At 63.3% G+C, this 26,949-nt stretch carries 27 protein-coding genes and 1 tRNA gene; 17 read left to right on the top strand and 11 right to left on the bottom strand.

Translation table 11 applies throughout. The features are described 5' to 3' along the window. Positions 1-41: 41 nt before the first annotated feature. Complete coding sequence (locus ATY77_RS12250) at positions 42-887, top strand: glycosyltransferase family 25 protein (RefSeq protein ID WP_088687534.1); 846 nt, start codon at positions 42-44, stop codon at positions 885-887. Here the strand turns inward: ATY77_RS12250 and ATY77_RS12255 are convergent. Together ATY77_RS12255 and ATY77_RS12260 are read right to left on the bottom strand one after the other, a co-directional pair. Next, positions 814-2,208 (bottom strand): HAMP domain-containing sensor histidine kinase, encoded by a 1,395-nt coding sequence (locus ATY77_RS12255; protein ID WP_088687535.1) that lies wholly within the window; start codon positions 2,206-2,208, stop codon positions 814-816. The two genes, ATY77_RS12250 and ATY77_RS12255, sit on opposite strands and share 74 nt — an antisense overlap. Continuing rightward, positions 2,195-2,872, bottom strand: a complete 678-nt coding sequence (locus ATY77_RS12260) for a winged helix-turn-helix domain-containing protein (protein WP_088687536.1) — start codon at positions 2,870-2,872, stop codon at positions 2,195-2,197. The genes ATY77_RS12255 and ATY77_RS12260 overlap by 14 nt, the downstream gene beginning before the upstream one ends. 172 nt (positions 2,873-3,044) lie before the next feature. Between ATY77_RS12260 and ATY77_RS12265 the strand changes: the two genes are divergently transcribed. Further along, entirely contained in the window at positions 3,045-3,398 is a 354-nt protein-coding gene (locus ATY77_RS12265) for an AraC family ligand binding domain-containing protein (RefSeq protein WP_088687537.1), read from the top strand. A gap of 53 nt (positions 3,399-3,451) precedes the next feature. Here the strand turns inward: ATY77_RS12265 and ATY77_RS12270 are convergent, their stop codons facing one another. From ATY77_RS12270 to ATY77_RS12285, 4 genes are all read right to left on the bottom strand, one after another. After that, positions 3,452-4,039, bottom strand: a complete 588-nt coding sequence (locus ATY77_RS12270) for a class I SAM-dependent methyltransferase (RefSeq protein ID WP_088687538.1) — start codon at positions 4,037-4,039, stop codon at positions 3,452-3,454. Then, positions 4,029-4,364 (bottom strand): type II toxin-antitoxin system RelE/ParE family toxin, encoded by a 336-nt coding sequence (locus ATY77_RS12275; RefSeq protein ID WP_088687539.1) that lies wholly within the window; start codon positions 4,362-4,364, stop codon positions 4,029-4,031. Before ATY77_RS12275 ends, ATY77_RS12270 begins: the two co-directional genes overlap by 11 nt. After that, positions 4,348-4,599, bottom strand: coding sequence for a transcriptional regulator (locus ATY77_RS12280; protein WP_088687540.1), 252 nt, complete (start codon positions 4,597-4,599; stop codon positions 4,348-4,350). The genes ATY77_RS12275 and ATY77_RS12280 overlap by 17 nt, the downstream gene beginning before the upstream one ends. 228 nt (positions 4,600-4,827) lie before the next feature. Continuing rightward, positions 4,828-5,928 carry a branched-chain amino acid aminotransferase gene (locus ATY77_RS12285; protein ID WP_088687541.1) on the bottom strand — a complete coding sequence of 367 codons (1,101 nt, stop codon included), beginning with the start codon at positions 5,926-5,928 and terminating at the stop codon, positions 4,828-4,830. Between the two features lie 267 nt (positions 5,929-6,195). Between ATY77_RS12285 and ATY77_RS12290 the strand changes: the two genes are divergently transcribed. After that, on the top strand, positions 6,196-7,416 hold the full coding sequence (locus ATY77_RS12290; protein WP_088687542.1) for a PLP-dependent aminotransferase family protein: 1,221 nt from the start codon (positions 6,196-6,198) through the stop codon (positions 7,414-7,416). 484 nt (positions 7,417-7,900) lie between these two features. On the opposite strand, the gene ATY77_RS12295 is transcribed toward ATY77_RS12290, so the two are convergent. The 3 genes from ATY77_RS12295 to ATY77_RS12305 form a co-directional block, all read right to left on the bottom strand. Beyond that, positions 7,901-8,944: a DUF2278 family protein gene (locus ATY77_RS12295; protein ID WP_088687543.1), complete on the bottom strand. Its 1,044-nt coding sequence runs from the start codon at positions 8,942-8,944 to the stop codon at positions 7,901-7,903. 103 nt (positions 8,945-9,047) lie between these two features. Continuing rightward, positions 9,048-10,106, bottom strand: coding sequence for an aldo/keto reductase (locus ATY77_RS12300; RefSeq protein WP_088687544.1), 1,059 nt, complete (start codon positions 10,104-10,106; stop codon positions 9,048-9,050). 216 nt (positions 10,107-10,322) lie between these two features. Then, the gene (locus ATY77_RS12305) at positions 10,323-10,793 is read right to left on the bottom strand and encodes a MarR family winged helix-turn-helix transcriptional regulator (RefSeq protein WP_088687545.1); all 471 of its coding nucleotides are present in this window, start codon (positions 10,791-10,793) and stop codon (positions 10,323-10,325) included. A 189-nt stretch (positions 10,794-10,982) separates the two neighbouring features. Between ATY77_RS12305 and ATY77_RS12310 the strand changes: the two genes are divergently transcribed. The 11 genes from ATY77_RS12310 to ATY77_RS12365 all read left to right on the top strand — a co-directional run bounded on the left by ATY77_RS12310 (position 10,983) and on the right by ATY77_RS12365 (position 21,090). Next, positions 10,983-11,750: an alpha/beta hydrolase gene (locus tag ATY77_RS12310; protein ID WP_088687546.1), complete on the top strand. Its 768-nt coding sequence runs from the start codon at positions 10,983-10,985 to the stop codon at positions 11,748-11,750. Between the two features lie 132 nt (positions 11,751-11,882). After that, positions 11,883-12,860: an ABC transporter substrate-binding protein gene (locus ATY77_RS12315; protein ID WP_088687547.1), complete on the top strand. Its 978-nt coding sequence runs from the start codon at positions 11,883-11,885 to the stop codon at positions 12,858-12,860. 7 nt (positions 12,861-12,867) lie between these two features. Beyond that, positions 12,868-14,562: an iron ABC transporter permease gene (locus tag ATY77_RS12320; protein ID WP_088687548.1), complete on the top strand. Its 1,695-nt coding sequence runs from the start codon at positions 12,868-12,870 to the stop codon at positions 14,560-14,562. Continuing rightward, complete coding sequence (locus tag ATY77_RS12325) at positions 14,550-15,569, top strand: ABC transporter ATP-binding protein (RefSeq protein WP_088687549.1); 1,020 nt, start codon at positions 14,550-14,552, stop codon at positions 15,567-15,569. Before ATY77_RS12320 ends, ATY77_RS12325 begins: the two co-directional genes overlap by 13 nt. A gap of 524 nt (positions 15,570-16,093) precedes the next feature. Beyond that, on the top strand, positions 16,094-17,203 hold the full coding sequence (locus ATY77_RS12330; protein WP_088687550.1) for an endonuclease/exonuclease/phosphatase family protein: 1,110 nt from the start codon (positions 16,094-16,096) through the stop codon (positions 17,201-17,203). 8 nt (positions 17,204-17,211) lie between these two features. Next, positions 17,212-17,982 carry an NUDIX hydrolase gene (locus ATY77_RS12335; protein WP_088687551.1) on the top strand — a complete coding sequence of 257 codons (771 nt, stop codon included), beginning with the start codon at positions 17,212-17,214 and terminating at the stop codon, positions 17,980-17,982. A gap of 464 nt (positions 17,983-18,446) precedes the next feature. After that, positions 18,447-19,358, top strand: a complete 912-nt coding sequence (locus ATY77_RS12345; protein WP_088687553.1) for a PhzF family phenazine biosynthesis protein — start codon at positions 18,447-18,449, stop codon at positions 19,356-19,358. Between the two features lie 227 nt (positions 19,359-19,585). After that, positions 19,586-19,661 (top strand) — tRNA-Lys (locus ATY77_RS12350). Between the two features lie 150 nt (positions 19,662-19,811). Next, the gene (locus tag ATY77_RS12355; protein ID WP_088687564.1) at positions 19,812-20,108 is read left to right on the top strand and encodes a hypothetical protein; all 297 of its coding nucleotides are present in this window, start codon (positions 19,812-19,814) and stop codon (positions 20,106-20,108) included. Positions 20,109-20,338: 230 nt separating this feature from the next. Further along, the gene (locus ATY77_RS12360; RefSeq protein ID WP_088687554.1) at positions 20,339-20,641 is read left to right on the top strand and encodes a hypothetical protein; all 303 of its coding nucleotides are present in this window, start codon (positions 20,339-20,341) and stop codon (positions 20,639-20,641) included. A 164-nt stretch (positions 20,642-20,805) separates the two neighbouring features. Further along, positions 20,806-21,090 carry a hypothetical protein gene (locus ATY77_RS12365; RefSeq protein WP_088687555.1) on the top strand — a complete coding sequence of 95 codons (285 nt, stop codon included), beginning with the start codon at positions 20,806-20,808 and terminating at the stop codon, positions 21,088-21,090. A 319-nt stretch (positions 21,091-21,409) separates the two neighbouring features. On the opposite strand, the gene ATY77_RS12370 is transcribed toward ATY77_RS12365, so the two are convergent. Next, the gene (locus ATY77_RS12370) at positions 21,410-21,736 is read right to left on the bottom strand and encodes a hypothetical protein (RefSeq protein ID WP_088687556.1); all 327 of its coding nucleotides are present in this window, start codon (positions 21,734-21,736) and stop codon (positions 21,410-21,412) included. Between the two features lie 575 nt (positions 21,737-22,311). Here ATY77_RS12370 and ATY77_RS12375 point away from each other — a divergent pair. Together ATY77_RS12375 and chrA are read left to right on the top strand one after the other, a co-directional pair. Next, positions 22,312-23,127 carry a sulfurtransferase/chromate resistance protein gene (locus tag ATY77_RS12375; protein WP_088687557.1) on the top strand — a complete coding sequence of 272 codons (816 nt, stop codon included), beginning with the start codon at positions 22,312-22,314 and terminating at the stop codon, positions 23,125-23,127. A gap of 1 nt (position 23,128) precedes the next feature. Beyond that, entirely contained in the window at positions 23,129-24,562 is a 1,434-nt protein-coding gene (gene chrA, locus ATY77_RS12380; RefSeq protein ID WP_088687558.1) for a chromate efflux transporter, read from the top strand. Here the strand turns inward: chrA and ATY77_RS12385 are convergent. Further along, complete coding sequence (locus ATY77_RS12385) at positions 24,559-25,893, bottom strand: hemolysin family protein (RefSeq protein WP_088687559.1); 1,335 nt, start codon at positions 25,891-25,893, stop codon at positions 24,559-24,561. The two genes, chrA and ATY77_RS12385, sit on opposite strands and share 4 nt — an antisense overlap. A gap of 425 nt (positions 25,894-26,318) precedes the next feature. Here ATY77_RS12385 and ATY77_RS12390 point away from each other — a divergent pair, with 425 nt between their 5' ends. Further along, the gene (locus tag ATY77_RS12390) at positions 26,319-26,645 is read left to right on the top strand and encodes an RcnB family protein (RefSeq protein ID WP_088687560.1); all 327 of its coding nucleotides are present in this window, start codon (positions 26,319-26,321) and stop codon (positions 26,643-26,645) included. Positions 26,646-26,949 lie beyond the last annotated feature (304 nt).

Below are 26,949 nucleotides of genomic sequence, written 5' to 3' on the forward strand. Positions count from 1 at the left end.
AGCCTGGTGCCGTCGTCATATCCAAGTCGAGGCCAGCTCTCATGAACATGCGCGCCGCAACCGCCGCCATCGCCACGGCAGTCCATCCGGTCAGCCTGCGGATCAATACCTATCTCATCAATCTCGACCGGGCGGAGCTTCGCCGGTTTCGCATGGAGCGCCTGCTGTCGGAGATCGGCATAGGCTTCGAGCGCGTGGCGGCCGTCGACGGCGTCGGCATATCCCTGCCGCGCCGCGATTTCGACGGGCAATCCTATCTGCGCCGGCATGGCCGAACGCCGAATCCTTTCGAGATCGGCTGCTATCTCAGCCATGTCGAGTGCGCCAGGCGCTTCCTTGCCGGCAACGGCGAATTCGCTCTCATTCTCGAAGACGATCTCGATTTCGACGACGACTTCGCCGAGGTGCTCGCCGCTGCGCTCGATCATCACGCATCCTGGGATATCCTGCGGCTTTCGACGGTGAATTCGGGCCGCAAGCACAGGGTCGAGCCGCTGACGGCATCCCGCTCGCTGGCGATCGCGCTCACCCGCGAAAAGGGATCGGGCGCCTATCTGATCAATCGCAAGGCCGCCGGCTGGATTGCCGATAGGCTGGTTCCGATGCGGCTGCCCTATGATCTCGCGTTCGATCTGGAATTCGACGAGGGGCTGCAAGCCTGTTTCGTCGATCCCGTTCCTGTCAGCCAGCGGGCCGATCGGCATTCCCAGATACAGGCGGGGCTCTCGACCTACCGGCTTGGCCGCCGCCGACCGTGGAGCGTCCTGCCGTATCGCGCGGCGGCTGAAATGCGCCGGTTCGCGGCCCGCTTCGTCAGGCTTGCGGCGCTGCGGATGCGGGGCTGGAAAGAGGAGCCGGCGGCAGCGGGAAGCCTATCGAAACGGTGAGGCCAGGATGGTTGTCGCCCATGGCTATCTCCGCCGAATGCAGGTCGGCAACCACCTTGACCAGGCTGAGGCCAAGACCGCTTCCCTCAGTCGTGCGGCTCTTGTCGAGGCGGTAGAGACGGCGGAACACCTTGTCCCGCTCCCCGGCGGGAATGCCCGGCCCGCTGTCGGCGACCGCCAATATGGCGCGGTCGCCCTGCCGCCGCAGCGACAGCGTGATGACAGTTCCGCCGGGGCAGTGGTTGATGGCGTTCTCCACCAGATTGGCGATCATCTGCGTCAGCAGGTCCCGGTCGCCCCAGACGAGCGCCGAGCAGCGCTCGGCGATTGCCAGGGACTGGCCGGCGTCTTCGGCGACGTCGGCATAGACCTCGGAAATGACGGCCAGCACATCGTCGATGTCGGTTGCCTGGAAACGCTCCCTGCGGGCGCCGGCCTCGATCTGGGAAATGCGCAGGAGTGCCGCGAAGGTCGTGTTGATCCGGTCGCTCTCGCTTCTCGCCTCATCGAGAAGAGCCGAAACATCGAGCTGCCGGTCGTTTTGCGCTGCGGCGGCGTCCAGCGTCAGGCGCAGCCGGTTGAGAGGCGTCTTGAGATCGTGGGCGATATCGGCGCTGACCTGCCGCATGCTCTCGACCAATGTCTGCAGCCGTTCCAGGGCAGCATTGATCTGGATCGCCACCGTATCGAGATCGTCGCCGTTTCCGGTGATCGGAATGCGGGCCTGCAGCGCGCCATGGGCGACGTCGTTCATGGTGTTGGCAACCCTGTCCAGTCTCGCCTGGGCGCGGAACGCCAGGAAGACGCCGCCGCCGATGGCGGTCGCCACGGCGATGGCGGCAGCCCATTCGAAGCTCACAAGCACGATCCGCAGCATTTCGTCGACATCGTTGAAGTTTTCGGCGACCACCAGCGTATAGGGGCCGATCGCCGAGACCTGCATGCGATAGCGTTCGTGCCCCTTCAGCCCGACGTCACGCGAGGTGACGGTATAGACGCCGTTCGGGATTCGGGGCGCGGCGAAATTGCCGGCCAGTTTGCGACCGCCCGCATCCATCAGCGAGTAAAGCCCGTCGGAGGTCGATTGGAAGCTCGCATAATTGTTCAGCGTGTTGATCAGATCTTCGGTATCGTGCGGCTGGTAGGCCGAGGCGATCAGCGAATTCATCTCGTGGAGCGATTGTTCCAGGTCGCGCCCGAGGCCGGCGCGCAGCATATGGTACATGATGGCGCCGCTGAAGATGAAGGTGGCGACGAAGAGGACGCCGAAAGTGACGGCAAGCCGGAACGGCGTGCTCCTGCGCAGCTTAGCGAGGCGCATGCAGGCTGTATCCGGTGTTGCGGACCGTGTGCAGAAGCTGCGTTTCGAACGGCTTGTCGACCTTTGCCCTCAGCCGGCTGATATGGGTTTCGACGACGCTGGTCTTCGGGTCGAAGTGAAAGTCCCAGACCCGCTCCAGCAGCATCGTCTTGGTGATCACCCGGCCTTCGCCGCGCATCAGCACTTCGAGCAGGGTGAATTCGCGCGGCTGCAGCTCGATGGCCTGGCCGCCGCGGCGGGCCTCGCGCCGGATGAGATCGAGTTCGAGATCGGCGACCTTCAGGACCGTCTTCTGCTCCTGCACGGGCGGCCGGCGGCCGAGGGCATTCACGCGGGCGAGAAGCTCGGAGAAGGCGAAGGGCTTGACCAGATAATCGTCGCCGCCCGCTTCCAGCCCCTCGACCCTATCGTCCACGCCGCCGATCGAGGTCAGAAACAGCGCCGGCGTGCCGATTTTGGCGGCGCGCAGCGAGCGGACGATCGCAAGGCCGTCGAGCCCCGGCAGCATCCGATCGACGACGATGACGTCATAGGCTTCCCGCTGCGCCTGAAACAGGCTGTCGCGGCCATCGGCGAACACATCGCAGACATGGCCCGCCTCGGAGAAGCCCTTGGAGACATAATCCGACGTCTTGGCGTCGTCCTCGATAAGCAGGATTTTCATCAGCCCGACCGTTCCCGCATCTGTGGAGGCCGCATCTAACCAGCCGGACAGGCCTGTCACAACATACGGATTGGTAAGGTGAGGGATCGCCGCGGCAGACCGACAATGCGTCACAATCCACTTGGCGGAGCGGATCGGCGCGCTACCTCTGCGTGAGGCAAGGAGGCAGACGATGAAAATGCGCAAGTTCACAATCGCCGACGAATCGCTCGAGCGTTCCCCGGGACAGGACGCCGACATATCCGTCGGCAATCTGGTCGACGAGCGGGACGGCGGGCCGATCACGATCGGCTACGGACGCTACGCCCCCGGCCAGAACCTCAGCGAGACCATGGCGGTCGACGATGTCATGATCGTCCTGGAAGGGCGGCTCTCGGTCTCGACCGACGCCGGCACCGTCACCGCTGGCCCGGGCGAGATCGTCTACATGCCCAAGGGCGAGACGGTGACCATCCGCTCGCACGAGGAGGGCGCCTTGACCGCCTATGTCACCTATCCGCATTGGCGGCCGGCGCACGATAGCTGAGGCCGGCATCAGCACGTCGTGCGGTGAGGCGGCCTGGCCTTCGCCGGATCCTTTCACCGCCTCGCGCTGACCGTGAGCCACCGCGTCGGTTTGCCGTCATAGCCGCCGCCATCGTGCTCGGCGATGGCGATCTCACGCCAGCCGCCTTTGGTCAGCAGGTCCGACAGCCAGGCGGCGGAGGGATAGTTGTAATAGCGGCCGAGGCCGTCGTGGCCTTCGGCTTCGCCGGCCTTGAAGCTTGCGTGGAGGAGGCCTCCGGGCCTCAGCGCGCGGCGGATGCGGGCGAAGATGTCGGAGAGTTCGGGGCGGGGGACATGGAGCAGGCTCGCATGCGCCCAGACGCCGTCATAGGCGTCTTCGGCGTCGAGGTCCTGGAACAGCATGACGCGGACAGGTCTGCCGATCCGTGCCTCCGCCTGTCTTGCGAGTTCGGCCGAACCGTCGGTCGGGGTCACGTCAAAGCCTTGCTGCAGCATGTAGGCGCTGTCCTGCCCGGCGCCGCAGCCGAGTTCGAGGATCGAGGCGCCCGGCGCCTGCCCGGCGAGGAAGGTGTCGAGCTCGAGCTTCGGCAGGCTGCGCGTGCGGTTGGCGTAAGTTTCGGCGTTTTCCGCGTAGAAGGCGGCGGTGCTGTCATTGGGCATGCGGGTCGGTCGATCCTGATCGTCGGGTGGATTGAAGGTGCCTTTCGGGAAGCCGGTCGGCGCCGATGATGTCGAGGACGAGGATGCCGTCCGGTATTTGGCGGTAGAAGGCGACATGGCGCATGTGGAGGAGGCGGCGCAGGCCGGCGCCGAGCTCGTCGCACTGGTCCCCCATGGACGGCACTCGCGAGAGAAGCACGAAAATCCTGTCCCAATCCAGGAGGTAGGCATCGGCCTGCGCCTCGCCGAAATGCAGGCTGGCATATTCGTCGATGCCCGACAGCACCGCATCGGCGGTTCGGGTCAGCCTATAGGTAGTTGTCACGCAGCTTCGCCTTCGTTTCCAGCAATATATCGGGAATGCGCCGGTCGCTGATGCCGCTCGCCCCGGCCTGCCTCAGAATGTCGCGCAGTTCGTCGTCGTCGAGCTTGCGATGGTCCTGGTCCTTCACGATGAGTTCCGCCAGGAAGGCGTCGGCGCTGTCGTATCTGCCGCTTGCAACACGGCGCGCGACATAATCCGCCAGACTATCCGGAAGCGAGATCGTCATTTTCGCCATCGAATTCGGTACCGCCCGCACATGCCGGCCTCAGCTGTCCCTGATGCCAGGCTACCATCCCCGTCTTGTGATAGAGGCGTCGCGGCCCGCCGTCGAGCACTTGGGTCACATGCGGGGCGGTCTTTTTATCGATGTGGACGACCAGCCCGACGGGTTTTGCGGGCGAGGCGGAGAGCGGCGCCCACCATGCCGGTGTTGGCGCCGCCGTCCGCGTGGAAGGCCTGACGTTTAGGCCGGGATGAGGCGTGTCCAGCCGCGCTCGTCATTCGTGGCACCCTTCTGCAGGCTGACGAGCTGCTGGCGCAGCTCGCTGGTCAGCTTGCCCGTCTGTCCGTCTCCGACCTTGAACTCCCCGCCTGCATGCCGAACCAGGCCGATGCCCGCCAGCACCGCGGCAGTGCCGCAAGCAAAGGCTTCGATGAGCTTGCCGCTGGCTGCGTCGGCCTGCCATTCCTCGAAGGAGTAGGGACGTTGCTCAACGCGCAGGCCTTTTTCTCCGGCGAGCGCGATCACCGAAGCCCGGGTGATGCCCGGCAGGATGGTGCCGCCAAGGGGCGGGGTCACCACCGATCCGTCATTCATGACGAAGAAGACGTTCATGCCGCCGAGCTCCTCGACCCAGCGATGCTCCGCTGCATCAAGGAAGACGACCTGATCGCACTCCCTTTTGGCGGCTTCCGCTTGCGCCACGAGACTGGCTGCATAGTTTCCGCCGCATTTTGCAGCACCCGTGCCGCCGGCGGCCGCGCGGGTGTATTCGGTCTCGACCCATAGGGAAACGGCCTTCGCTCCACCTTTGAAGTAGGCGCCGACCGGAGAGGCGATGATGCAGAAGATGTATTCCTGAGCCGGACGAACGCCGAGAAATGCCTCGTTGGCGAACATGAAAGGGCGAAGGTAGAGGCTGGCGTCGCCTGAAGGTATCCAGTTCTTGTCGACCCGGACCAGCTCTTCGACGGCCTTCAGGAAAAGTTCTTCCGGAACTTCCGGCATTGCCATGCGGGCCGCAGACTGGGCGAAACGGCGGGCGTTTTCTTCCGGCCGGAAGAGCAGGATGCGGCCGTCGTCGGCCTTATAGGCCTTCATGCCTTCGAAGATTTCCTGGGCGTAGTGCAGCACGGCGCTTGCCGGGTCGAGTTCCAGGGGGCGGCGCGGCGTCACCTTTGCGTCGTGCCAGCCCTTGTCGGGGGTCCAGCGTGCCAGGACCATATGATCCGTAAAGACTTTACCGAAGCCGGGTGTTTCCAGTGCCTTGATGCGGTCGGCGTCAGAGACGGGAGACTTGTGGAATTCGATTGTGATTTCAGGAGAGGTCGACGTCGCGGTCATTGCTGGCACCTTGGGTAGTCCATTGGATAATGGCGCGCACACTACTGCCACCAGGCCGGTTTTGGAAAGGTCTGAATGCGGCCATTTTGTCTCGTGATCGTTTCATGCAATGGGGGCAGGCTACTCGGCGTGGCCGCGCATAATCACGAGACCTATAAACTTGTCGCTCGAAACTTGTCAGGGGGACAAGAAAATAGGTCAGCATTGTTGACATAAATTTCCCTGCGTGGTCTGTGGGCAATGCTAAGAAAATACGAGGAAACCCCCATGCTGAACTGGGACACCATGTTTGCGTCGCGCTCTTCGCGCATGCGCGCATCCGAAATCCGCGAACTGCTGAAGCTGCTCGACCGGCCCGAGATCATCTCCTTTGCCGGCGGCATTCCGGACCCGGCGCTGTTTCCGGATCAGGAATTCAAGCAGGCCTATGCTGATATCTTTTCGAGCGCTGCGGTCAGTTCAGCGCTGCAATATTCGGTCAGCGAAGGCTATAAGCCGCTGCGCGAATGGCTGGTCGGGCAGATGGCGGCGCTCGGCATTGCCTGCGGGCTCGACAATGTCTTCATCGTTTCCGGCTCGCAGCAGGGGCTCGATTATCTTGGCAAGCTCTTCCTGTCGCCCAATGATACCGCGCTGGTGACCTGGCCGACCTATCTCGGCGCGCTGCAGGCCTTCAACGCCTATGAGCCGGCCTATGACCAGCTGACGCCGGGCGGCAACCGGACGCCGGAATCCTATCGTGCCGCGGCTGCCGCTGCCGGCGGCAAGGTGAAGTTCGCCTATCTCTCGGCCGAATTTTCCAATCCGACCGGCGAAACGGTCGATCTCGCCGGCCGCGAGCGGGTGCTGGCGCTCGCCGAAGAGCTCGATATCGCCGTCATCGAGGATGCGGCCTATCAGTCGCTGCGCTACGACGGCGATCCGATCCCGCCGATCCTGGCGCTCGAAATCGCCGAGAAGGGCCATATCGACAACACCCGCACGATCTATTGCGGCAGCTTTTCCAAGACGCTGGCGCCCGGCCTTCGCGTCGGCTTCATCGTCGCCAATGCGCCCGTCATCCGCAAGCTGGTGCTGATGAAGCAGGCGGCGGACCTGCATTCCTCGACGATCAACCAGATCGCGATCACCCATGTCGCCGAGCGCGGCTTCGACGCGCAGGTCGCCAAGATCAAGGCCGTCTACAGCAAGCGGCGCGACTGCATGCTGGCGGCGCTCGAGAAATACATGCCCAAGGGCACCAGCTGGACGAAGCCGGAAGGCGGCATGTTCATCTGGATCACGCTGCCGGAAGGCATGGACGGCGCCAAGCTGCTGGCGAAATCGCTCGAAACCGCCAAGGTCGCCTTCGTGCCCGGCAAAGCCTTCTTCGCCGACGGCTCCGGCGCCAACACCTTCCGCGTCAGCTTCTCCTGCGCCAACGAGCAGATGATCGAGGATGGGATCGGCCGGTTGGGCAAGCTGATTACCGACGAGATCGGCGGGTGATTGTTTGAGAGGGGCTGTGCCGTGTGGCCCTTCATCCGACCCTTCGGGCCACCAACCGGGGTTGAGCCGCTGGTCTGAACCCGTCCTTCGGACCCCCGCTGGGGAGAAGAGAGGGAGCAAGCCGCAATCGCGCAGGTTCCTCCGGGCTGCCGAAGAGAAGAGATGTGAGCTGGGGTAGTGCCCCGATTCCGCTTCTCCACTGCGGGGAGAAGGTGGCGGCAGCCGGATGAGGGGGCTGCACGGCACGCCCTCTCATCCTCATTCCTGTGCTCGTCACAGGAATCCAGCCACGGCGCGTCCGCGCCGTGAATGACTTCTCCCGCAAAAGAGTTTCCCGCGCCCAAGGACTTGGGCGCACTGGATTCCTGTGACGAGCACAGGAATGAGGCAGGCGAGAGAAGTGCTTCCGCCTTTTTCTCTCGGAGGGAGGGTAAGCGGTTTATCCTCCATTGCCCGTTTTCGGCAAACCGGCCGGAACGCCCAATCAAAAAATCGTCGTCCAGCCCTCGTTCGCGGTCTCGCTCTTGCCGTAGCCGACGCGGTCGGCCACGGCTCCATCGGTGTTACGCAGGATGATGTCGCCGCCGCGGTTGGCGAGCTGGGGGCCGCCGGCTGCGGCGTTGAGGGCGATGGTGCGGATCTCGCCAGCGGCAAGCGTTCCCGACAAGGTCTGCGTCCGGCCGTTTTCGTCTTCCAGTTTCCAGCCGTCGAGCGACGCCGACATGTCGGAGCGGTTGATCAGCGTCACCGTTTCGGCTTCCGTGCCGCCTGCGCCATTCACCGGGTTGATCAGCGCGGCGATGATGCGCAGCGACGAGGCGACGACCGGCTGCGGGCGGCGGGTGCCTTCGCCGCGGCCCTCGCCGCCGCGGTTTTCGGAGACGGGATGGCCGGTCTCCGCGTCGGTGTTCCAGTTCTGCGACTGGAAGCAGAGGAAGATCGCCGCCCATTCGTGGGTATCGGTGAAATGGACGAGCAGCGCCCCGTCCTGGTTCGGGCCGTTGGTGGCCTTGAAGCTGCCCCCGTCACCCTGGTTCATGTGGATGTCGTGGATGCCGTTGCCCGGTTCGAAATCGAAATATTGGTCGGGCTTGTTGTGCTCCGGCCCCCAGGCTTCGCCGAAGGCATAGAAATGGATGTCGGGATCGGCAATGCCTTCCTCGACGATCGGCTCGATGAACTCGCGCAGATCGTTCTTCGGGCCGGAGAGCTGGAAGGGCGCGACGTCCATATCCTCGCGCTCGATCAGGCCGCCACGGACATAATCGATCGCCAGCTCAGGGCGGTCCTTGCGGATATCGGTCAGGCCCATCGGCAGGGCTTCGAGCGCTTCGGTCAGCGTCCCGTGCTTGAAGTCGACGATGTTGGCATAGAGCAGGTCGTGCGGCGATTCCTTGGAGCGGACGTTGAGCGCGATGCGGTAGCTGACGCCGTTCGCCTCGATACGGATCTCGATATGCGGATCGTTGTCGTCGTCGAGCGCGAGCGCGCTCGCCGTACCCTTCAAAACCTTGTAATTCTTCAGCATCGAGACCTCCCTGGCGATGGCGGGATCTCACGATAACACTGATAAAGTGCATCTTTTGTAACGCCTGTCTTCTGCCGTGCAATGGCCGGCTTGCAGGCCGGCGCTATTGCTGGACGTGCGGGCCGAAAAGTTCGAGGTCGGCTTCGCCGAGCCTGTCGCTCGCCGTGTTCAGCTGGTGCCAGTAGGGATAGATCACCGGCGGCAGGCTGATGGCGTCGAGGCGGTTGCGTTCGTCTTCCGTGAGCTTCAGGTCTGCGGCGGCGATGTTGTCGCGGAACTGGGCTTCGGTGCGCCCGCCGATGATGACCGAGGTGACGGCTTTGCGGCCGATCAGCCAGGCAAGCGCAACTCGAGCCGCCGAAACGCCGCGCTCCTCGCCGATCGCCACCAGCGTCTCGACGATGTTCCAGAGGCGGTTTTCGTCGCGGATCGGCGGCTCCGTCCAGCCGGCGAACTGGCGCGTGCCTTCGGGTGCTGCCTGGTTGCGGCGGTGCTTGCCGGAAAGCAGGCCGCCGGCGAGCGGGCTCCAGACCAGCACGCCGAGGCCCTGGTCGACCGAGATCGGCAGCAGTTCGTATTCGGCCTCACGGGCTTCCAGCGTATAGTGGATCTGCTGGCTGACGAAGCGCTGGTAGCGGTGCTCTTTGGCGATGCCCAGGGCCTTCATGATGTGCCAGCCGGAATAGTTCGAGCAGCCGACATAACGCACCTTGCCCTGCCGGATCAGCGTGTCGAGTGCTTCCATCGTCTCTTCGAGCGGTGTCTGGCCGTCCCATTCATGCACCTGGTAGAGATCGATGACATCGGTCTTCAGGCGCTTCAGGCTCGCCTCGCATTCGCGGATCAGGTGGTAGCGCGACAGGCCGCGGTCGTTCGGGCCGTCGCCCATGCCGAAGCGGGCCTTGGTGGCGAGCAGCACGCCCTGTGGCCGCTTGCCGGCGAGCGCCTCGCCGATGATGTTTTCGCATTCGCCTGAGGAATAGACGTTGGCGGTGTCGATCAGATTGATGCCGGCATCGATGCAGATGTCGATCATCTTCTTCGCCTCGGAGACGCCGAGATCGCCGACCATCTTCGCCCAGCCGACGCCGCCGAAGGTCATCGTGCCCATGGTCAAAGTCGAGATTTTCAGGCCGGAGCGGCCGAGCAGACGATATTCCATTGAAACTCCTCCTTCATCGAAACAGGATTGACGTACCTCAGCGCGGCCGAATGGCAATGGCGGCGTGGTCACGCCTGCGTGAGGCTTAGGCAAGAGTGCGGGCGCCGGCAGTTCGGGCCGCGTTGCGGTGTTGACCAATGGCGCGTGCCGGCAGCAGACGGATCGTACAATATGCTATCGGCTTGTCGACGGAAATCGTCCTGGCGCAGCCTTGCGTCAGGCCTCGTCCTTGTCCTTGCCGTGAATGTTGTCGCGAATCGAAGCGATCGTGTCCCGGATCTTGCCGACGGTCTCGGCGTCGAGACCGACGGCTTTGCCGATGCAGTCGAACACGTGGGCGGCGCGGCTCTTCAGGGCCAGGCCCTTGCTTGTCAGGCGCAGGAGCACCTGGCGTTCATCGGCGGGATTTCGGTTGCGGGTGACGAGGCCGACATTTTCCAGCCGCTTCAGCAGCGGGGTGAGGGTGCTGGAATCGAGGAAAAGCGTTTCGCCGAGATCCTTCACTGTGCGGTCGTCACGCGCCCACAAAGCGGTCATGACGAGGAACTGCGGATAGGTGAGTTCCATTTCGTCGAGCAGGGGGCGGTAAAGCTGGTTGAAGGCGTGGCCGGCCGAATAGATTGAAAAGCAAAGCATTTCATCGATCTGGGGCACGCTGGCGAGATCATTCGATGGGGTATTTTTCATCACGCTCTCCTATGGCTCCAATATAATTTGTGTGCGATCTGTTTGCAAGCTATTGACGCTGCGGGCGAGACGGACTAATTATATCGTGTACAAAGAAATCGCCTACAAATTATATGCCGAACACGAGAGCTCTTGAACGCGAACCCGGTTCGGCTCCTGTGACACTCAACCGACGAAAGGAAATGACCAATGTTCAAATTTGCTGCTGCCGTCGCCCTGGCGGGCGTTCTGTTCTCCGGTGCTGCCGTTGCCGAGCCGGCCAAGCCGACTGTCGTCCTCGTCCATGGCGCCTTTGCCGATTCCTCCAGCTGGAACGGCGTCGTCGAGATCCTGCGCAAGGACGGCTTCCCTGTCGTGGCCGCCGCCAATCCGCTGCGCAGCGTTGCAAGTGACGCCGCCTATGTCTCCGACGTCGTCGGCAGCATCGCCGGCCCCGTGGTCCTCGTCGGCCATTCCTATGGAGGGCAGGTGATCTCGGCCGCCGCGAATGGCCACGACAACGTCAAGTCGCTGGTCTATGTCGCGGCCTTCGCGCCCGATGCCGGGGAATCGGTTGCCGATCTCGCCGGCAAGTTTCCGGGCGGCACGCTGAGCGGCGCGCTGGCGGCCCCGGTAAAACTCGGCAGCGGCGGCGTCGATCTCTATATCGACCAGGCGAAATTCCATGACCAGTTCGCGAGCGACGTGCCGGCCGAACAGGCGGCGCTGATGGCGGCCGGCCAACGGCCGATCACCGAAGCCGCGCTCACCGAAAAATCCGGCGAGCCCGCCTGGAAGAAGCTGCCGTCCTGGTTTGTCTACGGTACCGGCGACAAGAACATTCCGGCCGCAGCTCTCGGCTTCATGGCCGAGCGGGCAGGGTCCAAGCGCACCGTCGTCGTCGATGGCGCCTCTCATGTCGTGATGGTGTCGCATCCTGCGAAGGTGGCGGAGCTCATCGAAGAGGCCGCGAAGTAACCTTCTCCGACGGGCCGCGGCGCGCAAGTGCCGCGGCCCGATGCCGGCAAGCGGAGCCTCCCGCCGCCTGTCACATCTCTGTCAACGACCCCGAATAAGGGAGGGGTGACGCAATTCCGAGGACCCCTCCCTATGAAAACGATCGTTTCCGCCGCAGCCCTTCTCGCCGCGAGCCTGTTTGCCATTCCGGCTTCGGCCGCAAACCTCGTTCTCTATACCAGCCAGCCGAACGAAGACGCGCAGGCGACGGTCGACGGCTTCATGGCGGCCAATCCCGATATCAAGGTCGACTGGGTGCGCGACGGCACGCCGAAGATCATGGCCAAGCTGCAGGCCGAGATCCAGGCCGGCAACCCGGTCGCCGACGTTCTTCTGATCGCCGACATGGTGACGCTGGAGCGCCTGAAGGAAGAGGGCAAGCTGCTCGCCTACAAGTCGCCGGAAGCCGCTCAATACGACGCCACGCTCTATGACGCCGACGGCTACTATTACTCGACCAAGCTGATCACCACCGGCATCATGTACAACACCTCGGCCGGCATGAAGCCTGCGAGTTGGAAGGATCTGACCAAGCCGGAAGCCAAGGGCCTCGTCACCATGCCGAGCCCGCTCGCTTCGGGTGCGGCGCTCATCCACGCACAGACGCTTGCCGCCGTGCCCGGCCTCGGCTGGGATTTCTACAAGTCGCTCGCCGAAAACGGCGCAATCGCCGCCGGCGGCAACGGCGCCGTCTTGAAGTCGGTCGCCTCGGGCGAGAAGGCTTACGGCATGGTCGTCGACTACCTGCCGATCCGCGAGAAGGCCAAAGGCGCTCCGGTCGAATTCGTTTTCCCGAGCGAAGGCGTTTCGGCCGTCACCGAGCCGGTCGGCATCCTCGCCAGCAGCAAAAATGCCGAGGCCGCCAAGAAGTTCGTCGATTACGTGCTCTCGGAAAAGGGCCAGGAAGGCTTCCTCAAGCTCGGCTATATTCCGGCGCGCAACGGCATGAAGGTGCCGGAAGGTTTCCCGGCGCGCGACACGATCAAGGTCCTGCCGATCCATGCGGCTGACGCGCTGAAGAATACCGACCAGGATCTGAAGACCTTCTCGGGCATTTACGGCTCGAACTGATCTCTTCATGCCAGGCTATGTCAGAGCAGGAAACAGCCAGCCCGCCTGGCTGTTTCCTTTTATCGTCATTACCGTGCTCGTCCTCAGCGTGCTGCCGCTCGCCCGGCTTGCCATGGCAGGGATTGCGGCCTTCGCCAGCGGCGGCGTCACCGATGTGCTCGCCGACCCGGCGCTCTGGCAGGCGACCTATTACACCGTCGCCACCTCCGTTCTCGGCACGATCGTCTCGCTTCTCATCGGCTGCCTCTTCGCCTTCCTGCTGACGCTGACCGACATTCCGGGCAAGGGGCCGCTCAGCTTCTTCTTCATGCTGCCGATGATGATCCCGCCGCAGGTGACGGCGCTTGCCTGGGTGCAGATGTCGGGGCCGTCGAGCCCGCTGCTGAAGGCGCTTTCGCTTGCACCGCCGCTCGGCTCGCCGCAGCCGCTCTATTCGGTCGGCGGCATCGCGCTGCTCTACGGCGTCCAGCACGCGCCGCTCGTCTATCTCGCGCTCCGGGCTGGGCTGATGACGCTGCCGCGCGACGGCGTCGAGGCCGCACGGCTTTCCGGCGCTTCCAGCTTTCGGGTCTTTCGCGATATCATCCTGCCTCTGTCGCTGCCTGGCATCATCGCGGGCGCGGCGATCTCCTTCGTCTCCTGCACCGGCAATTTCGGCATTCCCGCCATTCTCGGTATTCCGGCCTCGATCTTCACGCTGCCGACGCTCATCTTCACCAAGTTTTCCGCCTTCACCAGCCGCACTTTCGGTGATGTTGCGGTGCTCTCAGGCATCATCGCGATGATCTCGGTCGCCGGGCTGATGATCCAGGACCGGGCGCTCAGAGGCCGCGACTACCGCGTCATCGGCCTGTCGGGGGCGAGTGCGGCCTTCGAGCTCGGCGCCTGGCGGTTCGCCTTCACGCCGCTCCTCTGGGCGATCCTGTTCTTCATGCTCGCCGCACCCTTCTTCGCGCTCGTCGCCGGCGCGCTGGTGCCGGCCTATGGCGTGCCGCTCACCTTCAAGACCATGTCGCTGCATGCCTTCCAAGAAATCCTCTTCCGGCAGGCGGTGACGCGCACCGCTTTCGTCAACTCGATCTCGCTTGCCGGCGCCACCGCAATTGGTCTCCTGGTGGTGACCGTGCTTGCGGCCTATATGCTGACGCGGCGCAAGGATGCGGCGTCCCGCATCATCGCGAGCCTGATCGAGATACCCTATTCGCTGCCCGGCATCGTCATGGCGGTCGCCTTCATCCTGGTTTTCGCGGCACCGATCCCGTTCCTCCACATTTCGCTCTACGGCACGATCTGGATCATCCTCATCGCCTATTTCTCCTCCTTCTTCGCCGTCAGCCTGAAACCTGTCGTCAGCGCCTTCCACCAGCTCGATCCGGCGCTGGAGGAGGCGGCACGTCTTTCCGGCGCCGGCTTCTTCCGAAGGCTTTCCGATATCATCGTGCCGCTGATTGCGCCTGCCGCCGGCGCTTCCGTCATTCTCGTCTTCCTGATCGCCTGCAACGAGCTGACGGTCTCCGCGCTGCTCTGGTCGGCCGGCACCCAGACGCTCGGCGTCGCCATCTACAATCTCGACGACAGCGGCAGCTCCGATCTTGCCTCGGCGCTGTCGGTGCTCGTCGTCCTCATGGTCGTGGTCATGATGCTGCTCTTGGAACTCCTGGCCAAACACCTGCCGAAAGGGGTGGTCCCATGGCGAAACTGATCCTCAACCGGGTGGCCAAGGATTTCGGCACCGGGCGCGCCGCCGTCAGCGATTTCTCGCTCGATGTGCGCGAGGGCGGTTTCCTCGCTCTGCTCGGGCCTTCCGGCTGCGGCAAGACGACGGTTCTCAGAATGATCGCCGGTTTCGAGACACCCTCTGACGGCTCGATCCATCTCGGCGAGCGGCTGCTAGCCGATGCCGCCCAATCGCTGCCGCCGGAAAAGCGCAACATGGCGATGGTCTTCCAGTCCTATGCGCTCTGGCCGCATATGAGTGTCGCCGACAATGTCGGCTATCCCCTGAAGGTGCGCGGCATCTCCGGCGACGCCTATCGGGCGAAAGTCGGCGAGGCGCTTTCCACCGTCAGGCTTGCCGATTTTGCCGGGCGGCGGCCGGCCGATCTCTCCGGCGGCCAGCGCCAGCGCGTCGCGCTCGCCCGCTGCCTGGTGACCTCGCCAGATGTCGTGCTGCTCGACGAGCCGCTCGCCAATCTCGACCGGCACCTCAAGCAGGAGATGGAAGAGACCTTCCGCGAATTTCACCAGCGCTCGGGCGCGACGATGATCTATGTCACCCACGATCAGAGCGAGGCGATGGCGCTCGCGACCGACGTCGCCGTCATGTCCGAAGGCCGCCTGCTGCAGGTGGCGCCGCCGGCCGAAATCTACGCCCGGCCGGAAGGCCGCATCGTCGGCGGCCTGATCGGGCGCGGGGCGATCCTGACGTTGCCTGTCATGGCCAGCGAACGCCATCTGGAATGGGACGAGCTGCAGGACGCGCTCCAGGCGGCCAACACTGACGGCGTCGATATTCTCGTGCGGCCGGAAGATGTGATCATCGGCGGCGAGGGGGCTCCGGCAACCGTCGAATCCGTGTTGTTCGAGGGCGAGCGCTACGCCGTGAAGCTGACGCTCGGCAAGGGCCAGACGCTGCGCGCCTACAGCCGCGTGGCCGTCGTGCCTGGTGAAGCCGTGCGCGCCGTCATCCGCGCGGGCTGGCGGCTTTGATGGATAGAGAGTCGGCGTCTACGGCAGCAGTTGAAGCTCGACAATAGAAGTTGAAAATTACCCTTCTCTTCTTTCGAATCACCATAAAGTTGAATAGTTCTTCCGGCTTCGTGGTGCCGAGCCGGACTAAATTAATAGAAGCGTATGAGAAGAGTAAAACTCGCGCGATAATCGATTGGTTGAAAGGACATATTATTATGCCAATTCCAGTAAAGCATATTCGATCCGTTTTCTTGCTTTCGGCGGCGCTGTTGAGCGCGGCGAGCGTTCTCCAGGGATGCCCGTCTGTGGAGCGGGGCGAACGAACCCAGGCATTCAGCCCAAATGACTTATACCGCGGCTCGAGCAACAGGAGCTCTTCGAGCAGCCCTGATGGCGGGCACAGCCAACCTCACGACAACGCGACTTCAAGCCCGCCCAGCCATATCTAGGCGCAGACGGCACTTGTCCGCATTTTTCTTGGCCCGCCGTCTTTCCCTGCGGCGATTGCCGGTTAAGGTACTGCCCGTAACCGGACTCCCGCCATGTCGCTTCGCCTCGCCACCTTCAACGTCGAAAACCTGCTGACCCGTTTCGATTTTACCGGCTTCCGCAACCAGCTGCGCCAGGACCGCGTCATCAAGCTTTTCGAGGTCAATAGCGAGGGCACCTATCAGCAGCTCGAGCAGGCGCGGGTGATCGCCGCCGCCGACGACACAAGGCAGATGACGGCGCTCGCGATCGCCGATGCGGATGCCGATATCCTCTGCCTGCAGGAAATCGACAATATGGCGGCCCTGCACGCCTTCGAATACGGCTATCTCTTCCGCATGGTCGGAAACGGCTACCGCCAGAAATTCCTGGTCGAGGGCAATGACAGCCGCGGCATCGATGTCGCCGTCCTGATGCGCGAGGAAACGCGCGACGGCCAGAAGATCGAAGTCAGGGATATCAGAAGCCATGCGATGACGACCTATCGCGACTTCGCTCTCTTCGACGAGGATCTGGCGCTCACCAACCGCATCGACGACAAGGTCTTCAAGCGCGATTGCCTGGAGCTCGATCTTCTGATCGGCGGCCGGCCGTTCTCGCTCTATGTCGTGCATTTCAAATCGATGGGCAATCCGCGCGACGGGCTCGACGGGCGCCAGTCGACCATGCCGATCCGCCGCGCCGAGGCGCGCGCCGTGCGCCGTATCATCGAGGACCGCTTCGGGGCCGGACACACGGCCAAGAAGAGTTTCGCCATCTGCGGCGACATGAACGATTACCAGGAGCGCGTCGACGTCATCGGCCGCCGCGGCACCGAGTATCGCTTCGAACATCGTGACGAGGCCGAAAGCGCCCTCGACGTCTTCAGCCATGACGGCTTTGCCGAAAACGTCGTACGCCGCCGCAGTCCGCTCGACCGCTGGACGCTTTATCACAGCCGCGGGCCGCAGGAGCAGTGGCTCTGCCAGCTCGATTATCTCTGGCTTTCGCCCGCACTTGCCGTCCACAATGCCGGCCGCCTGCCCGAAATCATCCGCAGCGGCCAGCCCTACCGCACCATCTTTCCGCCGGGCCAGGAGGTGGAGCGTTATCCCCGCACCGGCTGGGACCGGCCGAAGGCCTCCGACCATTGCCCTGTCGTCATGACATTGGATCTTCCCTGAAGGCGAACATGAAAACCAATTTGAGCATGAATTTCGAAAGCAGCGATTTTTCCGACGAGTTCGCCGGCTGGCCGCCGGAAGCGACCGTCTTCCCGATCGCCGGCGTCGATTTGCGGGTGCTGCTCGGCACCCATCCCTTCGTCGCCGCCGAGGAGGCGGCGATCCGCGAGAACTGGGCGAGGGAGACCGCCGCCAATCCGGCGCTCTTCGATGGCCGCCTGATCTTCCAGCAGCGGCTGACACTGGACGAAAAGGGCATTTCCGGCGAGGGCTACGTCACGCCGTTCTCGGCCTTCATGTATTGGCGCCGCCAGCCGCATCGCCAGGGCGGCATTCACATCTTCGCCTATCCCGTGCTCGAAAGCTCCGACGGCGCGTTGGTGGCGATCCGCATGGGCGCCCACACCGCCAATCCCGGCCAGGTCTATTTCGCTGCCGGCTCGCTGGAGCCGGAGGATATCGTCGACGGACGCTGCGACATCGAGGCCAACATGCGCCGCGAAGTCCTCGAGGAAACCGGCCTCGACCTTGCCAATTCCGTGGCGGGGCAGGGGCTCTATGCCGCCCACGCCAGGCGCACGGTGACGCTCATGCGCCTCTTCCGCTTCGACATGACGGCCGACGAGATGGTGGAACGGATCGAAGCGCACATGCTGGTCGCCGAAGACAAGGAAATCGCTGGCGCCGCCGCGATCCGCTCGGCCGATCCCTCCGCCCATCCGTATAATGTCGCCATGCTGCCGGTGATTAGTTGGTATTTCGGGAAGAGGGGTGCGTGAGAGACGGCAGCGGGAGTTCAGCGTCCTTCGAGGCGGCTGCTAGGTGGAGGAATTGTGGATAGGGCGTGCCGCGGGGCACCCCCCTCTGTCCTGCCGGACATCTCCCCCACAAGGGGGGAGATCGGCAAGCGGCGTGAACTTTGCGCCCATCTACCGTTTCGTCGGGCTGTGACTCTCGTTGTTTGGGAAGCCATCGCGCCCAGCCAATCTCCCCCCCTTGTGGGGGAGATGTCCGGCAGGACAGAGGGGGGTGCCACACGGCACAGCCTCTGACCTGGTGGAGAGGCGTGGCACTAACGTTCCGACGGGGTGGCATCCTCCGCTTTCCAGCATCCCAAGGCGCGCAAGCCAAAGGCCGAAGCCTCGAAGGACATACTCCCTGCATCCATCCGACTTTAGCGCCTTGCACTCGGTCGCGTGGTCGGGCAGGTTGACGGCGCGATGACCGATTCAGGGAGGCCGATGTGGCGCGAAGCTACAGCGTCTATGACGTGTTCACCGATCGAAAGCTTGCGGGCAACCCGCTGGCGGTGATCTTCGACGGAGACGATCTCAGCGACGAGGCGATGCAGGCGATCACCCGGGAGATCAATCTCTCGGAGACGGTGTTCGTGCAGCCTTCGGGCAACCCCGCCTATGCGGCGAAAATCAGGATCTTCACGCCGGGGCGCGAACTGCCCTTTGCCGGACATCCCACAGTCGGCACGGCGATCGCGCTCGCCGAACGCACGCATGGCGCCACCAACCGCGATCTCGTCAGCGTGCTGGAGGAAAATGTCGGGCCGGTGCGCTGTGCCGTCAGGCTGAGGGAGGGCGAGGCGAGCTTTGCCGAATTCGACCTGCCGCGCAAATCGCAGCAGGCCGTCATGCCGCTCGACAAGCTCGGCATGGCCGACGCGCTGTCGCTGAAGGTGACCGAGATCGGCTTCGAAAATCACGTGCCGTCGGTCTGGAGCGCCGGCGTTCCCTTCCTGCTCATTCCCATCCACGATGTGGGTGCTGCGCAGCGGGTCGATTTCGATCCGCAGCTCTGGGAAAAGATCGTGCCTTTCGCCGATGGCGCGCTCGCCTCGGCTTATGTCTATTGCCGCGGCGGCGTCAATCACGTGGCGAAGTTCCATGCCCGCATGTTCGCAAGCGGCATGGGCATTGTCGAGGACCCGGCGACGGGTTCGGCGGCGGCCGCACTCTCCGGCGCCATCCACCATTTCGACCGGCTGACCGATGGCCATCATCCGATTATGATCGAGCAGGGCGTCGAAATGGGCCGGCCCTCCTTCATCCACCTGCATATCGATATCGACGGCGGGGCGATCTCCAATGCCCGGATCGGCGGCCAAGCCGTGCGGCTGGCGAGCGGCACGCTCGACCTTTGATTCGACGGGGCGTCCCCGGCGCCTCCGTCAGCCGCCAGAGACGCCCTATCACTTTGAATCGGCGCATAATCCCTTCGGAAAATCTCCCCCGATTTCAGGCTTTCTGCGCCGCATATCAGCCATGCGCAAAAATCTTTGAGATTAACCAAAGAATTTTCGCCGATGCGCTGGACAAGCCTGCCGATCCTGTTTATACGCCCCGTCACACCGCGCAACCAAGCGCGGACGGGTGATTAGCTCAGTTGGTAGAGCAGCTGACTCTTAATCAGCGGGTCGTAGGTTCGAGCCCTACATCACCCACCAAATCTCTTGAAAAGATTAATATATTTGATTTCAGGCCGAACCTTCGGTCTGTTGAAAGTCTTCGGCGACGAGCGGCTTATTTCGATTATCCGCCGCACTGGCCGCATCGAACCGCGCGCCCTATCTCCTTTCTGCAAACCGGGGACTTCCATGAAAAGCCTCATCTTCGCGCTCGCCTTGTTGCTGCCGATACCGGCTTTTGCTGCCGGGGTGAGGGAAGTCAAAGCGAACGTACATAGCTGCGGCGAGATTGCGCAGATCATTCGTGAGAACAAGAAGGTCTTCGTTCGGGTCGGTTTCGGCGGGCGCAGCTTTCGTTTTCCGCCGGCGCAGTGCGGCCCGGGCGACAAGCGCGTCACGACCAGTTTTCGCGATGCGGGCGGAAAGCAATGCGTTCTGGACTATGCCTGCGTCTACGATCCGGCGTCGCTCTATAATTTCCCCTGATGCATCGCGCGTTGAGGCGGAGGCCTCTTTGAATCCTGCGGTTGAAAATTTCTATTTTGGCGCTTGACTCTTTCGCACTTTGGAACAAAATGAGAACAAATCCAGCAAGGAGCGGCTGGGCGAGGACGTGCCGGAGACCAGGAAGATCGTGTTATCGCGGCAGTTCGGGCTTGCGCACCGGCCGCAACAGAGCGATGTCTGACATCGGTCTCTGAGATCAGGAGTCGAGTATGAAAAGCGTTGTTCTGGCCGTTGCACTGCTGTTTCCGTCGGCGGTCCTTGCTGCGGAGGCAGTGGAGGTCAATGCCAGGGATCACAGCTGCGAAGAGCTTTCGCAGATCATCCGCCAGGAGAAGAGAGTTTTCATCCGCATGGGCTTCGGCGGTCGCAGTTTCCGCTATCCGCCGGCGCGGTGCAATCTGGGGGACAAGTACGACATTGCGCGGGTGAGGGATGCCAGCGGCAAGCTCTGCGTCCTCGACTATCAGTGCGTCTACGACCCCCAGTCCTTCTATAACAGAATTCCCAAATAGTCCCTTCGCGAGTCCAATATCGCCAGCCAGCCGCGCCTCACAAGGCGCGAACGGGATCGGCTTGTCCTGTAGCGTGAGGGCGAGTGTGCCGAAGGAGTGGGAAGGAATGAGATCAGAACTTTGGCAGAGGTTGAATCCTTCGACCTCCATTTTGGGAGACTATCATGCGTAAGTTGGTTTTTGTGGTCGCGATGCTGATGTCGGGCGAGGCTTTTGCCGGCTGCGAGCTCATCTCCAGCCCGTGCTGGACGCAAGGGCGCGATACCTACACGATGGAGCGGAATTCCGGCGGCAGCTACAACACCTATCGCAACGGCGATCCCTATTCGCAAACGCAGCAGACTCTCGGCGGCACCTACCGCGAGACCGTCTACGGCGGCGGCTCGCGCACCTATAATTACGATCCGTATAAGGGGGCCGACGGCAAGAAGAGCAAAAGCGGCTGGTAACCCGCAGGCTCGGCATCGGTGTCGAGGGCAAGAAAAAAGGCCGGGCGAAACTCGCACCGACCTTCCTCGATTTGTCTCAATGACGGCTGCCAGTACCTCCGTGGTCAGCCGCCAGAGACAATCTCTATGAGCTGTAGATAAGCGCGGATTGCGGTTATTCAAGGGCTGGCCGCAGAAAAGAGGTGGCGCCGGTCGTGTGAGGCTGAAACCCCAGATCGCCGAAAACGACGAGCATGTTCAACGCATAGATCCTCCTTGGCGTGTCCCATCGGATACGCCAAGGAGGCATCTAACGCGGCTTCCCTCGACCGGGCAGCGGTTACTGCTGGGCAGGAGCAGCCGGCGGAGTGGCCGGTGCGGGTGCCGGAGCAGGCGTTGCGCTGTTATCGGCCGGAGCCATCGGCGTTGCCGGGGCCGGGGCGGGGGCCGGTGTGGACTGGGTCGTGGAGGCTGTCGTATCCGGCGAAGTGCCGGGAGGTGTGCTGCTCCACTGCGAATAGGCGAATGCAGCAACAGCGATCACGGCCAATGCAGCGACCCAGACAACCCACGTATTGCTGGTGCGCGCAGTCGGCGTGGTGCGCAGATCCAGATTCGGATTCAGCGGGCGGTTGGGATCGTTGGCATTATTGGGGTCGTACGTCATGGTACTTTCTCCTCTTTCGGTGATGAATAAATGAGCGAGCGAGGTTTTTGTTCCATTCTGGGGCCGGAGGCCCTTGTTATCAGGGCTTTTCCGGCTGTTCTTGCCTCGCTTGGGCTGAGCAAAGTCAAGCAGCGACCTATGTGCCGTGCAGCCCCCTCATCTGCCTGCCGGCATCGACCTGGGTCGAGCCACGCGTCTCGCCCCGTCCTTCGGACCCCCGCTGGGGAGAAGGGACTCGTGGCGGCGTCTTGCCCTTCTTGAAGGCATCGTTTGTGGACGCAGAGTTCTCGGCTTGTCCGCTTCTCCCCTCGGGGAGAAGATGCCGGCAGGCAGATGAGGGGGCCACACGGCACGTCCTCCGTTGCTTTTCGCTCCGCCTTGAGCGGCAAGCGAAAGGCGATTGACCAGATGATGCCAGAAGAGGTCGGTGGCCAGCATGCAGACAGTATCGCCGCATGCGCTTGACACAACGGGGCCAGTTTGCGCATGATTTTCTTCTGGGGTTGCGATCACCCCACGAGGCGACATGCCGAAGAATCGCGTCCGGTAAAACCCGATCAACGGAGGGACGCGTCATGCCGTCATTTCTCGAAATATCTCCCGACAAGCTCAGCCGCCTCATCGGAACCCCGGCTGCGCCCTGCATCATCGACGTCCGCACCGAGGAGGATTTTGCGCTCGATCCGCGCCTGGTGCCGGGCTCGATCCGGCGCGGCCATGCCGACGTCGCCTCCTGGGCGGGCGAGATCGATGCCGATGCCGTCGTCGTGATCTGCCAGCGGGGCGCCAAGCTCAGCCATGGTGTCGCCGCCTATCTCAGGCATGCCGGGATCGAGGCCGAAACCCTCGAAGGCGGCTTCGAAGCCTGGGTCGCGGCCGGACCTGTCGTGCCCGAGGCGAAGCTGCCGCGCCGAGATGCGCAGGGGCGCACCGTCTGGGTAACACGGGCGCGGCCGAAGATCGACCGCATCGCCTGCCCTTGGCTGATCCGGCGCTTCGTCGATCCCAACGCCGTCTTCCTGTTCGTGCCGGCGCCCGAAGTCATCGCCGTCGGCGAGCGCTTCGGGGCCGTGCCCTTCGATATCGAGGACGTGTTCTGGAGCCATCGCGGCGAGCTCTGCACCTTCGACGTGATGGTCGAGGAGTTCGGACTGGCGTCGGAACCGCTCCTGCACCTCGCGAAGATCGTCAGGGCGGCGGATACCGCACGGCTCGATCTCGCGCCCGAGGCATCCGGCCTGCTTGCCGCCTCGCTCGGCCTTTCCAGGATGTATTCCGACGATCTGGAGCAGCTCGAGGCCGGCATGCTTCTCTACGATGCCTTCTTCCGCTGGTGCCGCGATGCGACCGAGGAAACCCACAACTGGCCCGCAACGAAGAAGAGGGCATGAGATGGTCGAGATGATGGAAAATGCACCCGCCGGGCAGGCGGGGAAGAAAGATGCGGGCAAGAAAGATGCGGGCAAGGGGCATCATCACGGCGTCCCGTTCGCCGAGGCGTTGCGGGTGTGGCTGCGCGTTGCCGCGCTCAGCTTCGGCGGCCCGGCCGGCCAGATCGCCGTCATGCACCGGATCATCGTCGACGAGAAGCGGTGGATCGGCGAGCACCGTTTCCTGCATGCGCTGAATTACTGCATGCTGCTTCCCGGGCCTGAGGCGCAGCAGCTCGCCGTCTATATCGGCTGGCTGATGCACCGGACATGGGGCGGGCTCGTCGCCGGCGTGCTCTTCGTGCTGCCGGGCTTCCTGTCGATCCTCGCCCTCAGCTATATCTATGCGGCCTATGGCAGTGTCGGCATCGTCGCCGGCCTCTTCTTCGGGCTGAAGGCGGCCGTGCTTGCCGTCGTCGTTCAGGCCGTCATCCGCATCGGCGGCCGGGCGCTCAGAAACCGCGTCATGCTTGCGCTTGCGGCGGCGGCCTTCATCGCCATCTTCTTCTTCCACGTGCCGTTCCCGCTGATCGTGCTTTCCGCGGCAATCGCCGGCTATCTCGGCGGCCGCCTCGGCCTTGAGGCTTTCAGCCCGGGCGGCGGCCACAAGGCAGCGGGTGGTCCGGTGCTGTCGGACGCTGACTCGGCGCTCGGCGAGGGCATCCCCGATCATGCGCGCCCCAACCTTGCCTGGTCGCTCGGCATCTCGGCAGCGCTGCTCGCCCTCTGGCTCGTGCCCGTCGCAGCGCTTTACTTGGTCCTCGGCCCGGGCGACGTCTTCAGCCAGATAGGCCTGTTCTTCAGCAAGATGGCGGTCGTCACCTTCGGCGGCGCCTATGCCGCGCTCGCCTATGTCGCGCAGGAGGCCGTGCAGCATTTCGGCTGGCTGAAACCGGGCGAAATGCTCGACGGCCTCGGCATGGCCGAGACGACGCCGGGGCCGCTGATCATGGTGCTGCAGTTCGTCGGCTTCATGGGCGCCTTTCGCAATCCGGGTTCGCTCGATCCGATGCTTGCCGCCACGCTTGCGGCGGTCCTGACGACCTGGGTGACCTTCGTGCCCTGTTTCCTCTGGATCTTCCTCGGCGCGCCCTTCATCGAAAAGCTGCGCGGCAATGTGGCGCTTGCCGGCGCGATGTCGGCGATCACGGCGGCGGTGGTCGGCGTCATCCTCAACCTTGCCATCTGGTTCGGCCTGCACACGCTGTTTGCCGAGGTCGCGTCGGTCAATTTCGGCAGCCTGCGGCTCGATATTCCGGTGCTGCAATCGGCCGTGCCGGCGGCAATGGCGCTTTCTGCCGCCGCCGCCGTGGCGATCTTCCGCTTCAAGACCTCGGTCATCACGACGCTGCTTGCCTGCGCGATAGCGGGAATGCTCTGGACGCTGGCGGGTTAGCTATTCACCACCCCGTCTGCCGGGACGCGCGTCGCCAGGATCTTGTCGATGCGCATGCCGTCCATGTCGATCACTTCGAAGCGCCAGTCCTCGAAGAGGAAGATTTCGCCGGTTTCGGGAATGTGCTGGAGCTGATGCAGCGCAAAGCCCGCCAGGGTGTGGAAATCGGCGTCGGGTCGGTCCTTGAGGCCGAGGCGCTCGAAGGCGTCGAAGGCCGGCATCATCGCGTCGATCAGCAGTGAGCCGTCGTCGCGGATGATGATGTCGGGTTCCTCGTCCGCCCCCGGCAGATCGCCGGCGATGGCTTCCAACAGATCGGTCTGGGTGACGATGCCTTCGAGGCTGCCATATTCGTCGATGACGATGGCAAGGCGCACGGGCGAGGCCTTGAAGGCGTCGATCACGCGGACGACCTTGGTGCCCTCGTGCAGCACCAGCGGCTGCTTGATCACCTCCATCGGCCGCACCCTGCCGCCGTCGAGCACCTGATCGAGAAGGTCTTTCTTCAGCACCATGCCGATCGGTTCGTCGATCGAGCCGCGGGCGACCAGCAGCTGCTCATGGCCGCATTCGCGGATGGTCTTCAGGATCTCGGCCTCGCTGTCGTCGGCGTCGAACCATTCGATATCGAGGCGCGGCGTCATGATGTCGGAGATCGGCCGCTCGCCGATGTTGAAGACCCGCTCGACGAGCTGCTGCTGCACCGGGTTGAGAAGGCCGGCCTCCTGGCTCTCGGCGACGAGCAGTTTCAGCTCCTGCGGCGAGTGAAAGGAGGATTCCCCGGTTCCGGCGCGAAGCCCGACCGCCTTGAGGACGAGGTTGCCGAGGCCGTTCAGCGTGAAGATCGCCGGCTTGAACAGCACGAGGAAGAGGCCGAGCGGGCGCACGACGGCAAGCGAAGTGGCTTCGCTGCGCTGAAGCGCCAGGCTTTTCGGCGCGAGTTCCCCGAGCACGATATGCAGCGCGGTGATGATGACGAAGGCGATGACGACGGCAACAGTATGCGCCCCGGTCGTCGCCCAGGGCTGAGGCAGGAAAGAGAGCAGGGGCTCGATCAGATGGGCAAGTGCCGGCTCGCCGACCCAGCCGAGTGCCAGCGAGGAGATGGTGATGCCGAGCTGGGTGGCTGCGAGGTTGGAGTCGAGATTGTCGACGGCGCGCTGCAGGGCGGTGGCATTCATCCGGCCTGCAGCGACGAGCTCGGCGACACGGCTGCGCCGGACGGAAACCAGCGCGAATTCAGCGGCGACGAAAAAGCCATTGGCGGCCACGAGAAAGAACACGGCGAATACCCCGACGAAGTCGAAGAGCCCACCCGCGGATTCGGACATGTTTTCCTTACCTCTGAATTGACGCGAGTCCGAAACTACACGCTCGCACACTGCTGACAAGGCGCAGCCGGTATTCTTTACCGTGGGGAAGGGGTCGGCCTAGCCGTGTTTTGAGGCCTGGTGTTCCATTGGATATCGCTTCGGCGTGCCGCGCCACCGATCGCAGTTGCCGGCGCCGTGAGGTCTCCGGCGAACGAGGCTGCGACCTCTCTCCGACCACATCCTCAGGTGCCCGCAGGGGCCTCGAAGGACGAGGCCGGCCACCGGCGCCTGCGGTAGATACTGGGGTGCATAAGATTAATCTAAAATATAAACTGCGACCCGCAGGCCTCAGATTCCATTACAAAAGTTTAATTTAAATTTCAGTTTCGGTTCATCTTTCTGGCCCTAATTTGCTCCCGTGCCCCCACACAAGGAACCTTCACATGAAAAAGATCTTTGCAGCTCTTCTGTCCGCTTCCTTCCTTCTCTCGCCGATCGTCGCCTCGCAGGCGAGCGCCGATGATTTCCGCCGTCCGCCGGTCGTCGTCCAGAAGAAGGTGATCGTCGAGAAAACGGTCGTGAGGCCGCATTGGAAGAAGGGATACCGCGTCAACGCCGGCGAACGCCGCCGGTTTCACGACGTCAACGACTACCGCCGCTACCGGCTCGCGCCTCCGCCGCGCGGCTATCGTTGGGTCCGCGCCGACAACGACTTCCTGCTGATCGGCGTCACCAGCGGTGTGATCTCCAGCATTATTGCTGGTCGCTGATGGTATATGAGGAGGGCGGTTTCGGCCGCCCTTTCCGGTTCTGGGAGGGGTGTAGAGACTTCCGCTGGTGACTTGTCTGAAGATACCGTCTGGTGCAGAACGCCGTCTCGATCCGCGTCGTCGCTCTCCCCACGCTCCCTTGTATCTGCACGTTAGAGATTTTGTGCGATGGAAGCGATTGCGCCTCTGGCCGGGTGGCCACCCGGCCAGAGGCGTGACGAAGTCGCCCGCCCTCCCTCCGGTTACAACCGTGAATGAGCCTGGGATCTTCGTCATCGTCACGTACGACCGAATAGTCGCTTGG

It is taken from the genome of Rhizobium sp. R634 (assembly GCF_002211305.1).
In the GTDB taxonomy this organism is placed as follows: domain Bacteria; phylum Pseudomonadota; class Alphaproteobacteria; order Rhizobiales; family Rhizobiaceae; genus Rhizobium.

What these genes read in the sequence shown, in the direction of transcription:
- ATY77_RS12250 (WP_088687534.1), top strand. Translation starts at nt 42, where the DNA reads ATGAACATGCGCGCCGCAACCGCCGCCATCGCCACGGCAGTCCATCCG.
- ATY77_RS12255 (WP_088687535.1), bottom strand. Translation starts at nt 2,208, where the DNA reads ATGCGCCTCGCTAAGCTGCGCAGGAGCACGCCGTTCCGGCTTGCCGTC.
- ATY77_RS12260 (WP_088687536.1), bottom strand. Translation starts at nt 2,872, where the DNA reads ATGAAAATCCTGCTTATCGAGGACGACGCCAAGACGTCGGATTATGTC.
- ATY77_RS12265 (WP_088687537.1), top strand. Translation starts at nt 3,045, where the DNA reads ATGAAAATGCGCAAGTTCACAATCGCCGACGAATCGCTCGAGCGTTCC.
- ATY77_RS12270 (WP_088687538.1), bottom strand. Translation starts at nt 4,039, where the DNA reads ATGCCCAATGACAGCACCGCCGCCTTCTACGCGGAAAACGCCGAAACT.
- ATY77_RS12280 (WP_088687540.1), bottom strand. Translation starts at nt 4,599, where the DNA reads ATGGCGAAAATGACGATCTCGCTTCCGGATAGTCTGGCGGATTATGTC.
- ATY77_RS12285 (WP_088687541.1), bottom strand. Translation starts at nt 5,928, where the DNA reads ATGACCGCGACGTCGACCTCTCCTGAAATCACAATCGAATTCCACAAG.
- ATY77_RS12290 (WP_088687542.1), top strand. Translation starts at nt 6,196, where the DNA reads ATGCTGAACTGGGACACCATGTTTGCGTCGCGCTCTTCGCGCATGCGC.
- ATY77_RS12295 (WP_088687543.1), bottom strand. Translation starts at nt 8,944, where the DNA reads ATGCTGAAGAATTACAAGGTTTTGAAGGGTACGGCGAGCGCGCTCGCG.
- ATY77_RS12300 (WP_088687544.1), bottom strand. Translation starts at nt 10,106, where the DNA reads ATGGAATATCGTCTGCTCGGCCGCTCCGGCCTGAAAATCTCGACTTTG.
- ATY77_RS12305 (WP_088687545.1), bottom strand. Translation starts at nt 10,793, where the DNA reads ATGAAAAATACCCCATCGAATGATCTCGCCAGCGTGCCCCAGATCGAT.
- ATY77_RS12310 (WP_088687546.1), top strand. Translation starts at nt 10,983, where the DNA reads ATGTTCAAATTTGCTGCTGCCGTCGCCCTGGCGGGCGTTCTGTTCTCC.
- ATY77_RS12315 (WP_088687547.1), top strand. Translation starts at nt 11,883, where the DNA reads ATGAAAACGATCGTTTCCGCCGCAGCCCTTCTCGCCGCGAGCCTGTTT.
- ATY77_RS12320 (WP_088687548.1), top strand. Translation starts at nt 12,868, where the DNA reads ATGCCAGGCTATGTCAGAGCAGGAAACAGCCAGCCCGCCTGGCTGTTT.
- ATY77_RS12325 (WP_088687549.1), top strand. Translation starts at nt 14,550, where the DNA reads ATGGCGAAACTGATCCTCAACCGGGTGGCCAAGGATTTCGGCACCGGG.
- ATY77_RS12330 (WP_088687550.1), top strand. Translation starts at nt 16,094, where the DNA reads ATGTCGCTTCGCCTCGCCACCTTCAACGTCGAAAACCTGCTGACCCGT.
- ATY77_RS12335 (WP_088687551.1), top strand. Translation starts at nt 17,212, where the DNA reads ATGAAAACCAATTTGAGCATGAATTTCGAAAGCAGCGATTTTTCCGAC.
- ATY77_RS12355 (WP_088687564.1), top strand. Translation starts at nt 19,812, where the DNA reads ATGAAAAGCCTCATCTTCGCGCTCGCCTTGTTGCTGCCGATACCGGCT.
- ATY77_RS12360 (WP_088687554.1), top strand. Translation starts at nt 20,339, where the DNA reads ATGAAAAGCGTTGTTCTGGCCGTTGCACTGCTGTTTCCGTCGGCGGTC.
- ATY77_RS12365 (WP_088687555.1), top strand. Translation starts at nt 20,806, where the DNA reads ATGCGTAAGTTGGTTTTTGTGGTCGCGATGCTGATGTCGGGCGAGGCT.
- ATY77_RS12370 (WP_088687556.1), bottom strand. Translation starts at nt 21,736, where the DNA reads ATGACGTACGACCCCAATAATGCCAACGATCCCAACCGCCCGCTGAAT.
- ATY77_RS12375 (WP_088687557.1), top strand. Translation starts at nt 22,312, where the DNA reads ATGCCGTCATTTCTCGAAATATCTCCCGACAAGCTCAGCCGCCTCATC.
- chrA (WP_088687558.1), top strand. Translation starts at nt 23,129, where the DNA reads ATGGTCGAGATGATGGAAAATGCACCCGCCGGGCAGGCGGGGAAGAAA.
- ATY77_RS12385 (WP_088687559.1), bottom strand. Translation starts at nt 25,893, where the DNA reads ATGTCCGAATCCGCGGGTGGGCTCTTCGACTTCGTCGGGGTATTCGCC.
- ATY77_RS12390 (WP_088687560.1), top strand. Translation starts at nt 26,319, where the DNA reads ATGAAAAAGATCTTTGCAGCTCTTCTGTCCGCTTCCTTCCTTCTCTCG.